Here is a 13,966-nt window from a genome sequence, read left to right on the forward strand (position 1 = left end):
CCGTTCACGGGGCGGCTGCTCAGCGACGTACGGCCACCGATGCCTCTGACGTGGAGCCACTCATGACCACACCGCGGGACCTGTTGATCGTCGCCCTGGACACGGTGCCCGACCGCCCGGTGGAGCGCGGGGACCTCTCGCTCGCGCTCGCGGGAGCCGAGATGATCGACCTCCTCGGTGCCGAGGCCCTCACCCTCGACGGCGACCGCGTCGTGCCGGGCCTGCGGCTGACGATGCCCGACCGTCTGCTGGACGAGGCCGCGTCGTCGCTCGACCGGGAGGCGCCGTACGAGTTGGTCGACGACTGGCTGTGGCGCAGGGGCCGTGACTTGTCCACAGCCTATATGGCCTCGCTGGAGCAGGACGGGGAGGTGACCAGGCGGCACCACCGCTGGGCGCCCTTCGGGGCCGGCCGGGCCGCCCTGGCCGACTCGCCCGCCCGCCGCCGCGCGGAGGACCGCTGGGCGTCGGGCGAGCCCGTGCTCGCCACCCTCGCGGCGGCCGTCGGCATCCGCGAGGAGCCGACGGGAGACGCGGCGGAGGTGGCCGACGAAGCGGTGGTGACCGTGCTGGCCGCGGTCAGTGACGCGGTGATGGAGCTGGAAGCCGTACGCCAGCGGCGAGCCATCGAGCAGGCGGCCTTCGACAACATCTGGCGGGGCGACTAGGCCCGGTCCGGCGCGGTGGGCGGCGGTTTCCCGACGGTCAGCGGCGGGGGAGGGTGTCGGCCTCGACGACGGCCTCGGCGAAGGCTTCCGGCGCCTCCTGGGGCACGTTGTGGCCGATGCCGTTCAGGGTCCTGTGCGCGTACGGGCCCGAGAACTTGTCCCGGTACATCGCGCCGTCCCCGGCGGGGGTGAAGGGGTCGCGCTCCCCGTCGAGGGTGACCGTGGGCACGCCGATGACGGGGCGTCGGGCCAGCCGCTCCTCCAGGCCGTCGTAGCGCGGATCGCCCGTCGCGAGGCCCAGCCTCCAGCGGTAGTTGTGGATCACGATGGCGGCGTAGTCCGGATTCCCGAACGCGGCGGCGGTCCGGTCGAACGTGGCGTCGTCGAAGCCCCACGTCGGCGAGTTGAACGTCCAGACGAGCCGCGCCAGGTCGCGCCGGTACTCCTCTTTCTCGAGACCGAGCCGCCCTCGCTCCGTGGCGAAGTAGTACTGATACCACCACGCCCATTCGGCCTTCGGTGGCAGCGGCTGCTCGTTGTCGTCCCGGTTGGTGATCAGATAGCCGGTGACGGAGACCAGGGCCTTGCAGCGGTCCGGCCAGAGCGCCGCGATGATGTCGGCCGTCCGTGACCCCCAGTCGAATCCGGCGAGGACCGCCTTCTCGATCCTGAGCGCGTCCATCAAGGCGATGATGTCGAGAGCGATCACCGACTGCTGGGCGTTGCGGAAGGACCGGCTCGAGAGGAAGCGCGTCGTCCCATGGCCGCGCAGATACGGGACGATCACCCGGTAGCCCCGCGCCGCCAGCAGCGGAGCGACGTCGATGTAGCTGTGGATGTCGTACGGCCAGCCGTGCAGCAGGATGACTGCCGGGCCATGGGCGGGGCCGGCTTCGGCGTAGCCGACGTTCAGCACACCGGCCTTGATCTGTTTGAGCGAGTCGAAGGATGTGTGCGGCCGCGCGGGCGCCGACGACGCCGGGGTGGCCCGGCCGGCGATCGACGCGCCGATTGCGCCCGCGCCCGCGATCTTGCCGAAGCTCCGCCTGTTGAACATCCGAGTCCCCTCCGCCGTCATCCCGCTGCCACAGGGCGTGACGCAGCGTGCCGTGAGCAGGACTCTGGCACGGGAGTGCGTCACCGGTCAAGCCGGTGACGCTCGATGCCGCGTCAGGTGTCGTACTGCGCCACCCCGTGGCCGAACGACCAGTCGATCGACTCGTTTTCGGTGAGGACGATGAACACGTTCCGCGGCTCGGTCCCCGCGTACGCGTGCGCGAGTTCGGCGATCCGCCGGTAGAGCGCCCGTTTCTGTGCGGGTGGGCGCCCGGAGCGCATGGTGATCGCGATGTACACGATGCCGTCGTCGCGCTGTATGCCGAGGTGGTTGTCGTAGCGCAGGGCGCTGCTGGTGCCGTCGTGGCCGGTCAGGACCTGGAACCGGTCGTCGGGCGGGAAGCCGATGGTCTCGACCATGGCGTCGTGCACGGCGCGGCCGAGCGCGTCGAGCCGATCGCTGTCGGCTCCCAGGGCGTCGATGCGGACGAATGGCATGTCGGCGGTGCTCCTCTCGTGGCGGCGGTGATCGTACATACTAGTAGGTACAGAACGGGGGTGATGCGGGTCGGGCGGTCGCATTCCGCTTCCGTGGGTAGGACGATCACACTGTCGCCACAGGAAGAGGACGCCATATGACGCGCATCGTGCGCTTCGCCGACGACACCGAGACCGTCCGGACCGGAGTCGCCGACGACACCGGCGCGATCCGGGCCTTCGCCGGCGCGCCGCTCGTCGCCGAGCTGCTGCGGCTGCCCGCGGCCGAGTTGCGTGCCCTGGTCGAGGAGACCGCCGCCGGCCCGGTCGCCGTCGACGAGCGGGACGTCCTGCTGCTGCCGCCGCTCGACGGGCTGATGGAGCTGTGGGCCGCGGGGGTGACCTACGAACGCTCCCGCGAAGCCAGGGTGGAGGAGAGCACCGAGCAGTCGGTCTACGAGCGGATCTACGACGCCGAGCGCCCGGAGCTGTTCTTCAAGGCGCAGCCCTGGCGGGTGGTGACCGACGGCGAGCCGATCGCCGTACGAAACGACTCCGAGCTGAACGTCCCCGAGCCCGAGCTGGCGCTGGTCCTCAACCGGCACGGTGAGACCGTCGGCTACCTGGTCGCCGACGATGTCAGCTCACGGTCCATCGAGGGCGAGAACCCGCTCTACCTTCCCCAGGCCAAGATCTACGCCGGCAGCGCCGCGGTGTCCTCGGGCATCGTGCCCGCCTGGGAGGTGGCGGCGCCCGACGCGCTGGACATCGCCATGGTGGTGTGGCGCGACGGCGAGGCGGTCTACCGGGGCGCCGCCTCCACCGCTGCGTTCCACCGCACCCCGCGGGGGCTGGTGGACCACCTGTGGCGCTCCCAGCCCTTCCCCGACGGCGCCGTGCTGTCCACCGGCACCGGCATCGTGCCCGCGCTCGACTTCACGCTGAGCGCCGGGGACATGGTGGAGATATCCATCGACGGCGTCGGCACGCTGCGCAACCCGGTACGGGCCGGTCAGGCCGAACTGGACTGGCTGGTGGAGGCGATCAGCCACCCGCTGACGCGCCGTGCGCACCGGAGCCACTGCTCCCCGGGCTGATCCCGCCGGGGGAGCGGCCGGGCCCGGCCGTGGTGCCCCGGATGACGAGGCGGGGGGCGACGACGGCTTCCGCGCGGAGCGTGTCGTCACCCCGGGCGTCCTCGGTGGTGTTCTCCCTCGAGGTGCTCGCGCTCTCCTTCGAGGTGTTCGCGCCCTCCAGGCGCGCGATGGCCCGGCCGACGGCGAGTTCGGCGAGGCGCGGGATGTCCTGGCCGACGGTGGTGAGGTTGATGTGGGCCAGGCGGGCCAGATGGGTGTCGTCGAAGCCGATGACGGAGATCTCGTCGGGGACGGACACCCGGGCCCGGAGGAGGATGTCGAGGACGCCGGTGGCGGAGCGGTCGTTGAAGGCGAGGACGGCGGTGGGCCGGGGGTCGGCGGCCAGGAGTTCGCGGGCGGCCGTGGCGCCGTCCGCCTCGGTCAGGCCGCCGGGCAGGACCCGGACGTGGTCGGCGAGGCCGTGGCGCTGCATGGCGGTGCGGTAGCCGCGGCGCCGGTCCGCGGCGCCCGGCGCCCGGCCGCCGTCGATATGGGCGATGTCGCGGTGGCCGAGCGCCACCAGATGGTCCACGGCCTGCCGCGCGCCCTCGTCGTCCGCGGTCCGTACGACCTCCACGCCCGGGGCGGACCCGCGCAGCCGACGGGCCACGGAGACCACCGGCAACTGCGCGGCGAGCTCCGCCAGCCGCGCGGCCGGCGCCTGCGGGCCGAGCAGGATCAGGGCCTCGCAGCGGTCGGCGAGCAGGGTTTCGGTGGCGTGCTGCTCGCTGCGTCCGGCGGCCACGGCGCTCAGCGCGATCTGGTACCCGGCCGGCTCGGCCACCGCGTAGATGCTCTCCAACAGGTCGGAGTGGAAGGGGTGTTGGAGTCCGAACTGCACCCCGAGGAGATGGGACCGGTGGCTGCGCAGCAGCCGCGCCCGGGCGTCCGGCCGGTAGCCGATCTCGCGCGCGGCTTCGAGCACCCGCTCGCGGGTGGCGGCGCCGGCGCCCTTCGCGTCGCGCATCACGATGGAGACCAGCGCCGTCGACACGCCCGCCCGCGCCGCGACATCGGCGAGGGTGGGGCGCTTCCCGTGAGGGGTGGCCGGCGTCGGTGGCACCTGAGGTCTCCCTGGTGTCGCGGTCGAGGTCGGGTCGGGTCGGGTCGGCCGAGGTTTCGGCCCCCGGCCGTCGATCGTAGCCCAAGGGAGTGGCTGCCGACCCCCGCGATGGCTATAACGTTCTAGCGATTTTGCCGCGGACACCTCTTGACACGCCCGCCCGGCGGCTGGCGTACTGCTGCCCCACGGCTAGAACGTTCTAGCTCGAAAGAAGGTGAGCAGCGATGTACACATTGGCGGTCTGCGCCGAGATGGTCTTCCGGGATCTGCCGATCCAGGAGCGGGCGCGGCGCATCCACGACGCCGGTTTCCAGGTCGAGATCTGGGACTGGACGCGACACGACCTGGCCGCCCTCGAGCGCACGGGCGCGGTGTTCTCCTCGATGACCGGCTACCTCCGCGGCAGCCTGACGGACGAGGACGGAGCGGCCGAACTCCTGCGCACCGCCGAGGAGTCGGTGAAGGCCGCCGGGCTGCTCGGCTGTCCCCGGCTCAATCTGCACGGCACCGGCCTGGACGGCGAAGGCCTGCCGGTGGCGCCGGTGGCGGGCGAGGCCACCGGGGAGATGTGGAGCGCCGCCCACCGCACCCTCACCCGCCTCGCCGAGCTGGGCGAGCGCACCGGTGTCACCTTCACCCTGGAAAACCTCAACACCGCCGTCGACCACCCCGGTGTGCCGTTCGCGAAGGCCGCCGACACCCTGGCCCTGGTCGCCGCCGTGGACCGCCCCGGGCTGCGCATGAACCTGGACCTCTACCACGCGCAGATCGGCGAGGGAAACCTGATCGAGCTGGTCCGCCGGGCCCATGGCCTTGGCCTGATCGGCGAGATCCAGGTGGCCGACGTACCCGGCCGCCGCGAACCCGGCACCGGGGAGATCAACTACCCGGCCGTGGCACGCACCCTCGCGGCCCTCGGGTACGACGGCACGGTCGCCATGGAGGCCTGGGCCTCCGACGACAGCGAACTCGCCCTGGAGCGCTTCCGCTCCGCCTTCACCCTCTGACCACACCCCCTACGGACGTACGGAGCACCCGCATGACCACGCGACACCCCCTCCCCGTCGGTCTCATCGGCGCCGGTCGGATGGGATCGTTCCACGCCGAGACCCTCGCCCACCGCCTTCCCGGTGTCCGGCTCGCCGCCGTCGCCGACCCGGCCCCGGGCGCAGCGCGGCGCCTCGGCGACCGGCTCGGCTGCGCCACGGCCCACACCGAGATCGGGGAGCTGCTCGCCGACCCCGGGGTCGAGGCGGTGGTCATCGCCACCCCGGCCCGTACCCACGCCGGCCTCGTCGAGGCCGCGGCCCGGGCGGGCAAGGCCATCTACTGCGAGAAGCCCATGGCCGTCAGCCTCGCCGAGGCCGACCAAGCCATCACGGCCGCCGCCGACGCGGGCGTGCTCCTCCAGGTCGGCTTCAACCGCCGCTACGACACGGGCTTCCGCGCCGCCCACGACAAGATCGTCGCGGGTGACATCGGCACTCCGCAGCTGCTGCGCTCGCTCACCCGGGACCCCAAGCTGGCCGACCCCGCGCCCATCCCGCCGTGGACGATCTTCCTGGAGACCCTCATCCACGACTTCGACACCCTCCGCTTCCTCAACCCCGGCGCCGAACCGGTCGAGGTCTTCGCCATGGCCGACGCGTTGGTGCGCCCCGACTACAAGGACCGCGGCCTGCTCGACACCGCCGTCGTCACCATCCGCTTCGACAACGGCGCGCTCGCCACCGCCGAGGCCAACTTCCAGGCCGTATACGGCTATGACGTCCGCGGCGAGGTCTTCGGCTCGGCCGGCATGCTCACCATGGGCGACATCCGCCGCAGCCACCTGACCGCCTACGGCCCGGACGGCATCGCGGCCGACTGTGTCACCTACGACCAGGACCTCTTCCGCGACGCCTATGTGGCCGAGCTCGCCGACTTCACCGACCGGGTGCGCAGTGGCGGCGCCCCCTCCGTCACCGGCGAGGACGCCCGCGCCGCCCTGTCCATCGCCCTCGCCGCGATCCGCTCGGTCACGACGGGCGGACCGGTCCGCGTCGGCGAATGACCGCTCCGTGATTTTTCCGGGACGCCCGATCATCAAGGCCCGCGCCGGGTACGTTGCCAAGTGCACCGACGGACGACGGAAAGGCACACCCATGACCAACCCGTTCGAAGACCCGGACGGCACTTACCTCGTGCTGGTCAATGACGAGGGCCAGCATTCCTTGTGGCCGGAATTCATTGAGGTACCCGCCGGCTGGACCGTCGCCAAGTCGGCGGACACCCGGGACGCCTGCCTGGCGTACATAGAGGAGAACTGGACGGACATGCGTCCGGCCAGTCTGGTGAAGGCCATGGCCGACGCGAACAGCTGAGTCGGCGCAACTCGACCTCGCCGCATCCCGGGGCGCTCTCGGCGGGGAGCGCCCCGGGATCGTCTCGGCGCCGGGCCTCGGCGTGGCGGGAATGCCGGGGCCGGCCAGGCGTTGAACCTCATGTGAGCTCATTGATCGCCTCGACCCGGTTCTCGATCCTCGACCGCTCGCGGATCCGGGAGGGACACGGCAGTCCGCAGGCGCTGCGCGACACCGTGCGCCTGGCTCAGGAGGCGGAGCGGCTCGGCTACCACCGGATCTGGGTCGCCGAACATCACGGCGTGCCCGGCGTCGCGGGCTCGGCGCCGACCGTGCTGGCCGCCGCGATCGCCGCCGCCACACACCGGATCCGGGTGGGCACGGGCGGGGTGATGCTGCCCAACCACCAACCGCTCGTGGTCGCCGAGCAGTTCGGCGTGCTGGAGTCCCTCTTCCCCGGGCGGATCGACATGGGCCTGGGCCGCTCGGTCGGCTTCACCGACGGCGTGCGCAGGGCGCTGGGCCGGGACAAGGACGACGCCGACGACTTCGCGGGGCAGCTGGCCGAACTCCTCGGCTGGTTCGAGGGCACCTCGCCGACCCGCGTCCACGCCCGCCCCGCCGAGGGGCTGCGCGTCCCGCCGTATGTGCTGGCCACCGGCGAGGGCGCGGCGATCGCCGCCGAGGCCGGGCTTCCGCTGGTGATCGGCGACCTCAGAGGCCGCGAGAAGCTGCTGCGCGCGATCGACCACTACCGCGCCGCTTTCCGCGCCTCCGCGTGGGCCGACGAGCCGTATGTCGTCGCCGCGGGCACCGTCGCCGTCGCCGAGACCCCCGAGCTGGCCCGTCGGCTGCTGGTCCCCGAGGCGTGGGCCATCGCGTACTCGAGCACCCACGGCACGTTCCCGCCGCTCGCCGCGGCGGAGGAGATCGAGCGGCGGACCATGAGCCCGAAGGAGCGGGACCGCTACGAGTCGGCCCTGCGCGGCCATATCCACGGCACCGAGGAGCAGGTGGCCGAGGAGCTGGAGACGGTCATCAAGGAGACCGGCGCCCAGGAGATCATGGTCACGACCAGCACCTACGACCGGGACGCCCTGATCGCCTCCCATCGCGGGCTGGCCCGGATCGCGGGGCTCGCCGACGGCGGGTGACCGCGTCCCGCGTCCCGCGGGATTGTCGTGGTGTCCCACATCCCCGCAGGTCAGGGCGGTGGACGTCCCTCTTTCAGCTCAGCTGTCCGGCAACGGTGGCCACTGCCGGGACCCGGCCCCAAGCTCAGTCGGAGCGAGGGGACGGGACGGAAGGACAGCGCCACGATGCACGGCACCACGCACGACACGCGGTCAGGGGCGGCACCCGCGATCGGCCGGCTCCTGTCGGGCGAGCGAACCGAACTGGACCTCGGCCCGGCGCGCCTGCTGGTGCTGCGCCCGCCTGGGCCGCCCGCGGGGCCCGGCGTACGGTGGAGCGCCGCGGCGCCGGGCACGGCACAGACGTGGCAGGTGGTACTGGCCTCGGGCGGGCCGCTCACGCTGAGCGGTGGCCACGACGCGGTCCGCCTGGCCCCGGGGGAGCTGGCCCTGTGGGCCCCGCCGGACACCGCGTCGGCCATGACGGTACGGGGGACGCCGTCGGCGCGGGCCGTGGCGGTGTGCCTCCCGTGCCGGACGGTGCCGGCCCCGGCCCGGGTGGCGTGCTCCCTGACGGCCCGCCCCCTGCCGTCGTCGGGCGGAGCGGGGGCGCTGTTGTCCGACCTCATCGAGGGCCTCGCCACCCAGGCGGCGCTGGTCGAGGCGCGGCAGGCGCTGTGGCTGGGGTCGGCGGTGGTCGATCTGACGGTCGCCCTGCTCAGCGGCGTGGCCGACCTGGGGGACCCCGCACGGTCGCGGTCGCGCCAGGCCACCCTGCTGGACGAGATCAAGACCTATGTCGACCTGTGGCTGGCGAACCCGGAGTTGACACCGCTCGGCATCGCCAGGGCGCATCACATCTCCCTGCGCTATGTGCACCATCTCTTCCAGCAGGACGAGCAGACCGTCCGGGGCTATATCCGGGAGCGGCGGCTGGAGCACTGCCGGGCCGATCTGCTCAGCCCCGGCCTCGCCACCGAGAGCGTCGGCCGGATCATGGGGCGCTGGGGGTTCCGGGACGCGGCGGTGTTCGGGCGGGCGTTCAAGCGTGCGTACGGACTGTCCCCCGCGGAGTATCGGAGGCGGGGGGCTCGGGCGCATCGGTGAGGTGTGCCGAACCGCCCGGCTTGGTGCAGTCGTGTGCTCCCGAGGTGAGGACGGTGCACGCCCTGGCCTCCGACGGAGTGGCGGACGCGACCATGGGGCTGTAGATATCGGTGTCGTAGTGCACCTTGTCCTGGTACGAGGCGTGTTCGGCCGCCACCACCTTCGCGATGTCACCGGGGTGTCCCCAACTGATGCGGGACCACGCCGCCTTGCAGGAGTCGCTGTACCGCAACTCCACATACACGCCGTGGAACCTGGTCAGGGCCGAGGTCCAGGCGTCCCCCGCGCACCCCATCTCCTTCGGGTCCTTGCCCGCGCAGCTCTCCTGGAAGCAGTGGGTGTACAACTCCCCGGCCGCTGAGTGGGAGGGCGAGGCGGAGCGCGGCCGGGCTTCGTCGCCCGGTCCCCACCACCACACGGCGGCGGCGCCCAGAGCCAGGACGGCCAATATCGATGCCGCGGTCAGGAGTGTCCTCCTGGCCGGTGCGCGCCCGACGGGCGGCGTGGCGTCGGGTGACATGGCCTCGGGCGCGGTGGCGACCGTGGACGCGGGGGAGTCCGCCGGCGCGCGGCGACCCGGCGCCTCGCGGCCGCTCCAGGCGCGCTCGGCCAGCTCCCACAGCGCGGCCAGCCGGGCCGAATCGGCGTCCACGGCGCGGCCCAGGGACTCCACCGCCTGCCGCGGGGGCAGGGCCTTGCCGTTGAGATAGCGCTCCCAGGAGGACTTGCTGTGCAGGGTGCGTTCCGCGAGCGCGGCCAGGCTCAGCCCGCTGCGGTCCTTGTACCGGCGCAGCTGCTCCACGAGGTTGCGGACATCCGGATCCAGGGTGTCCGGCAGGGACTTCCAGTCGGCCATGGTTATATCCCAGCCCCGATCCTCGACTGATGCATACTCCTCTTTGCGTCACTCTGGCTTCAAGCAGGTCGGACAGAAGCTGTTTTCCGCCAACTGTCAGGCCCGCATGCCGTTTGGGGGAGGAACGAGCATGGCGCGCGGCAGCGTCGCGTTACGGACGATCACGGTGCTCACGATGTCGGCGGTGCTGACGCTGGGCGTGGCTCCCGGCCGCGCGTCGCCCCCGCCGTCGTATGTGGACGGGGGAGGGGCGCTCGCCGACGACTGGCGGGACGAACCGCAGCTCGCCCGGGGACGGGTGGAGCGCAGCGACCTGGTGGGCATGTGGCAGGCGGTGCTGTGGGCGGACGGCTATCTGCCCCGGTCCGGGGTCAACTGCGCCTACGACGCGGCGACCGCCGAGGCGACCCGGGTCTGGCAGAGCAACCACGGGCTCGACGCGGACGGCATCGTGGGCCGGGCGACCTTCGGTTTCGCCGGCCGGCGCCTCGCCCTGATCCCGCCGTGGACGGTGTACCAGGGCGAGGAGCGGAACCTGCCGCTGCGCCGGGCGAGCGGCGGCGCGTACGAGGTGTACGACGGTGGCCGATTCCGTGCGCTGCGGAGGGACGCGGTCACCCTCGTCCAGTGCCGTCGCCGCTGACGGCGCCGACGGGGCCGATCCAGCTGTCGTGCTCGGTCACGCCGAGCTGCTGCCCCGCCACCACCACGCAGGCACGCGCCTTGTGCTGGTCGGCCGCCACCATGGCGGTGTGCGCCGCGCCCCGGGCCGCGGTCTGCGTCGTGGCCCCCGCGGCGGCCGCCAGCAGTTGTCCGGTACCGTCCGCCGGATCCACCTCCGCCCACACGGCCCGGCACACCGGGCTGTACCGCAGGCGCAGGGTCCGGCCGTGAGCGCTCAGCGCGTGGACGGTGACGCTGTCGCGGTCGCATCCCTCCCGGTACGGATCCCGGCCCTGGCACGAGCGGGCCGCGCAGTGCGTACCCGTGGGGCCCTTCCCCTGGGAGCGCAGCTCCCACGGCCAGGCGGGTGAGCCCTCGGGCGCTCCCGGCGGTGCGCTCCGCGGGCGGACACCATCGCCCCAGGGACGTATGACGAGTAACGCGAGGAACGCGGCCAGCAGCCCGCACACCGCCACCGTGGCGCCGACGGCCGTCCTGCGGGAGGGGCGCCGCGGCCGGGCGGGGGTCGAGGGCCCGCGATCGGACCCCCGCGCCCCCTCCGGCTCTCGGGGCTCACCCGCGGTCTGCCCGGTCTGCCCGCTCTGCTCGGTCCGCGCGCCCTGCCCCGCCGTCCAGGCGTCCGAGGCGGACTCCCACAGCACCCGGAGCAGCCCCCGGTCCGCCCGGGTGAGCCGGCCGAGCGCGTCGACGGCCTCCCACGGCGGCAGCGCCCGCCCGTTGAGATAGCGGTGCCAGGACGAGCTGCTGTACGCGGTCTTGGCCGCGAGCGAGGTCAGGCTCAGTCTCGAGCGGTCCTTGCGCAGCCTCAGCTCTTCGGCCAGCCGACGTGCCTGGGGCGGAAGATCACCAGGCAGCGGTCGCCATCGGGCCATGACACCCCTCCCGCCGCCACCTGTCGCCCGCCCGCTATACTAGTGACCAGACGCTGAGCCTCCTCGTCGCGGATCCGATCCGCCGAGGAGGCTTTTTTCATGCCCAATGACAACACAACACCAGCGAACATGACCCAAGAGACACCCACCGCCGCGGCCGCGGGTACCTGGAACCTCGGCGATCTGACCGTCAACCGCCTCGGATTCGGGACGATGCGACTGACGGGCAGCGCCGCCTTCGGCTTCGGCGCTCCGAGCGACCGCGAACGGTCCATCGGCGTGCTGCGGCGCGCGATCGAACTCGGCGTCAACCACATCGACACCGCGGCGTTCTACTTCTCGTCGCTGCGGTCCGCCAACGAGCTCATCAACCGCGCGCTGGCGCCCTACCCGGAGGACCTCGTCATCGCCACCAAGGTCTGGGCGGGCCGGGACCCGTCGGGCGCGTGGTGGTGGGCCACACCGGAGCAGTTGCGCGGCCAGGTCGAGGAGAACCTGCGTCAACTGGGCCGCGACCACCTGGATGTGGTGAATCTGCGGGTCCCGCCGAGCCGCAGATCCGGCTCCGTCGCCGAACACTTCGGCGCCCTGGCCGACCTCCGCACCGCCGGGCTCGTACGCCACCTGGGCATATCCAATGCCACGCGCGAGCATCTGGCCGAGGCCCGGGCGATCGCGCCGGTGGTCTGTGTGCAGAACGCCTACGGCGTCGGCGCGCCGGCCGACGAGCGCGATCTCCTGCGGGCCTGTGGCGAGCAGGGCATCGCCTATGTGCCGTTCTACGCGATCGCCGGAGCGGGGCGCGAGGCGGGCGCGGGCGCGACCGACGGTGAAGCGGTGCTCGCCGTCGCCCGTGCGCACGGGGTGACACCCGCGCAGGTCCGGCTGGCGTGGACGCTGCGCCAGGGGCCGCATGTGCTGGCGATCCCGGGCACCGGGAACCCGGACCACCTCGTGGAGAACGTGGCCGCGGCGGAGTTGCGGCTCTCGGACGACGAGGTGTCCGCCCTGGACGCCGAGGAGGTGTCCGGCGGCTGAGGACGCCGCGCCGCAACGCGCCCGCTCCGACGCCGGAGGGATTCGGCGTCGGAGCGGGCGCGCGTGGCTGAACTCGAGGGTGGCCGGCCGTGCCGGCTATACCCCGAAGGCGTCGAGGCAGGCTTCGACGGCGAGGACGCCACCGAGACCGAGGACCGCGAGGGTGGTGGTGTAGGTGGTGCGTGCCTTGATGGCGTCGATGACGGAGAGGTTGAAGTACTCCTTGAACATCCAGAAGCCGGGGTCGTTGACGTGGCTGAAGGCGATGGAACCGCAGGAGACGGCGAGCACCATCATCTCGGGGTGGACTCCACTGCCCGCGACCAGCGGCTCCACCACACCGGCGGCGGTGACGACCGCGACGGTCGCCGATCCGAGGGCGATGCGGAGGATGACGGCGATCAGCCACGCCAGGATGATCGGCGAGATGTTCCAGCCCTCGGTGACGTCCTTGATGTAGTCGGAGATCCCGCCCTCGACGAGGACGCCCTTGAAGGCACCGCCCGCGCCGATGACCAGGAGGATCATGGCCATCGCCTGGGCCGCGGAGTTGCAGGACGCGCTGACCTCGGAGAGCGACCGGCCGATGCGCGGGCCGAACGCCCAGATGGCCAGGAGCAGCGTCAGCAGCAGGGCGACCGGCGCGGAGCCGATGAAGGTGATGAAGGGCCGGGCCGGGTTGGACTCGGACACCGCCATGTCGTACACCGCGGCGAACGCGATCAGCACCACCGGGACCAGGGCCACCGAGAGGGACCAGCCCATGCTGGGCATCTCTTCCTCGGTGAAGGTGCGCTCGGAGACCAGGCCCTTGGGCATGGTGGGGTTCATCTTCCTGACGAACGGGAGGCGCGGCCACACCAGCGCGATGAGCGCTCCGAACGGGATGGCGAAGAACAGGCCGTAGAACAGCGTCAGTCCGACGGAGGCGTGGAAGGCGGCGGCGACGGCGGTGGGGCCCGGGTGGGGCGGCAGGAAGCTGTGCATGGTGGACAGGGCGATCGACATCGGGAGCCCGACCCACAGCAGGTTCTTTCCGGTGACCCGGACGATGGTGAACGCCACGGGCACGATGATCACGAACGCGACCTCGTAGAACATCGTCACGCCCAGCAGCATGGCCGTGATCACCATGGCCACCTGGACCCGGCGCAGGCCGAAGGCGTCGATGAGTTTGCCGGATATTCGCTGGGCGGCGCCGGAGTCTCCCATGACGCGGCCGAGCATGGCGCCCAGCCCGACGACGATCAGGGTGTCGCCGATCTGCCCTCCGACACCCTCGCCGAGGACGTCCGGGATCTTCTCCATCGGGACGCCTCGGACCAGCGCCACGGCGACGGCCACGAGGAGGAGGGAGATGAAGCCGTTCAGCTTCACCTTGGTCATCAGGAAGAGCAGCGCCAGGACGCTGATTCCGACTACGACAAGAGGCATGGGTCAGTTCCCCTTTGAACTGCACTCAGGAAGTGGCATCCGGTCCGTTGGACGGGTTGGAACACGTGCGGACCGGGCGGAGGGAGATGTGGGGGATGGC

15 protein-coding genes are annotated in these 13,966 nt (G+C 72.2%); 9 read left to right on the forward strand and 6 right to left on the reverse strand.

The features are described 5' to 3' along the window. The first annotated feature begins 62 nt into the window (after positions 1-62). Entirely contained in the window at positions 63-668 is a 606-nt protein-coding gene (locus ABTY62_RS03305; protein WP_352127636.1) for a GOLPH3/VPS74 family protein, read from the forward strand. A gap of 37 nt (positions 669-705) precedes the next feature. Here ABTY62_RS03305 and ABTY62_RS03310 read toward each other — a convergent pair whose 3' ends face one another. Both ABTY62_RS03310 and ABTY62_RS03315 read right to left on the reverse strand, forming a co-directional pair. Continuing rightward, a complete protein-coding gene (locus ABTY62_RS03310; protein WP_352127638.1) occupies positions 706-1,725 on the reverse strand; it encodes an alpha/beta fold hydrolase in 1,020 nt (339 codons plus the stop codon). 113 nt (positions 1,726-1,838) lie between these two features. Then, positions 1,839-2,222 carry a tautomerase family protein gene (locus ABTY62_RS03315; RefSeq protein ID WP_352127639.1) on the reverse strand — a complete coding sequence of 128 codons (384 nt, stop codon included), beginning with the start codon at positions 2,220-2,222 and terminating at the stop codon, positions 1,839-1,841. Between the two features lie 137 nt (positions 2,223-2,359). Between ABTY62_RS03315 and ABTY62_RS03320 the strand changes: the two genes are divergently transcribed. Continuing rightward, positions 2,360-3,298: a fumarylacetoacetate hydrolase family protein gene (locus ABTY62_RS03320; protein ID WP_352127640.1), complete on the forward strand. Its 939-nt coding sequence runs from the start codon at positions 2,360-2,362 to the stop codon at positions 3,296-3,298. Here ABTY62_RS03320 and ABTY62_RS03325 read toward each other — a convergent pair. After that, entirely contained in the window at positions 3,246-4,400 is a 1,155-nt protein-coding gene (locus ABTY62_RS03325) for a LacI family DNA-binding transcriptional regulator (RefSeq protein ID WP_352127641.1), read from the reverse strand. The two genes, ABTY62_RS03320 and ABTY62_RS03325, sit on opposite strands and share 53 nt — an antisense overlap. 224 nt (positions 4,401-4,624) lie before the next feature. Between ABTY62_RS03325 and ABTY62_RS03330 the strand changes: the two genes are divergently transcribed. From ABTY62_RS03330 to ABTY62_RS03350, 5 genes are all read left to right on the forward strand, one after another. Next, entirely contained in the window at positions 4,625-5,407 is a 783-nt protein-coding gene (locus tag ABTY62_RS03330; protein WP_352127642.1) for a TIM barrel protein, read from the forward strand. Positions 5,408-5,439: 32 nt separating this feature from the next. Next, a complete protein-coding gene (locus ABTY62_RS03335) occupies positions 5,440-6,453 on the forward strand; it encodes a Gfo/Idh/MocA family oxidoreductase (RefSeq protein ID WP_352127643.1) in 1,014 nt (337 codons plus the stop codon). A gap of 91 nt (positions 6,454-6,544) precedes the next feature. After that, a complete protein-coding gene (locus ABTY62_RS03340; RefSeq protein ID WP_311723238.1) occupies positions 6,545-6,763 on the forward strand; it encodes an MbtH family protein in 219 nt (72 codons plus the stop codon). 122 nt (positions 6,764-6,885) lie between these two features. After that, positions 6,886-7,896: an LLM class flavin-dependent oxidoreductase gene (locus ABTY62_RS03345; RefSeq protein ID WP_352127644.1), complete on the forward strand. Its 1,011-nt coding sequence runs from the start codon at positions 6,886-6,888 to the stop codon at positions 7,894-7,896. 165 nt (positions 7,897-8,061) lie between these two features. Beyond that, the gene (locus ABTY62_RS03350) at positions 8,062-8,982 is read left to right on the forward strand and encodes a helix-turn-helix domain-containing protein (RefSeq protein WP_352127645.1); all 921 of its coding nucleotides are present in this window, start codon (positions 8,062-8,064) and stop codon (positions 8,980-8,982) included. Here the strand turns inward: ABTY62_RS03350 and ABTY62_RS03355 are convergent. After that, positions 8,918-9,838 carry a DUF2690 domain-containing protein gene (locus tag ABTY62_RS03355; protein ID WP_352127646.1) on the reverse strand — a complete coding sequence of 307 codons (921 nt, stop codon included), beginning with the start codon at positions 9,836-9,838 and terminating at the stop codon, positions 8,918-8,920. The genes ABTY62_RS03350 and ABTY62_RS03355 overlap by 65 nt on opposite strands. A 130-nt stretch (positions 9,839-9,968) precedes the next feature. Between ABTY62_RS03355 and ABTY62_RS03360 the strand changes: the two genes are divergently transcribed. After that, positions 9,969-10,481, forward strand: coding sequence for a peptidoglycan-binding domain-containing protein (locus tag ABTY62_RS03360; protein WP_352127647.1), 513 nt, complete (start codon positions 9,969-9,971; stop codon positions 10,479-10,481). Here the strand turns inward: ABTY62_RS03360 and ABTY62_RS03365 are convergent. Then, the gene (locus ABTY62_RS03365; protein WP_352127648.1) at positions 10,453-11,394 is read right to left on the reverse strand and encodes a helix-turn-helix domain-containing protein; all 942 of its coding nucleotides are present in this window, start codon (positions 11,392-11,394) and stop codon (positions 10,453-10,455) included. The genes ABTY62_RS03360 and ABTY62_RS03365 overlap by 29 nt on opposite strands. Positions 11,395-11,523: 129 nt before the next feature. Between ABTY62_RS03365 and ABTY62_RS03370 the strand changes: the two genes are divergently transcribed. Further along, positions 11,524-12,432 (forward strand): oxidoreductase, encoded by a 909-nt coding sequence (locus tag ABTY62_RS03370; protein ID WP_352127649.1) that lies wholly within the window; start codon positions 11,524-11,526, stop codon positions 12,430-12,432. A gap of 96 nt (positions 12,433-12,528) precedes the next feature. Here the strand turns inward: ABTY62_RS03370 and ABTY62_RS03375 are convergent, their stop codons facing one another. After that, a complete protein-coding gene (locus ABTY62_RS03375) occupies positions 12,529-13,866 on the reverse strand; it encodes a gluconate:H+ symporter (RefSeq protein ID WP_352127650.1) in 1,338 nt (445 codons plus the stop codon). Between the last annotated feature and the right edge of the window lie 100 nt (positions 13,867-13,966).

The sequence above is a fragment of the Streptomyces sp. NPDC097640 genome (assembly GCF_040302705.1).
GTDB lineage: Bacteria > Actinomycetota > Actinomycetes > Streptomycetales > Streptomycetaceae > Streptomyces.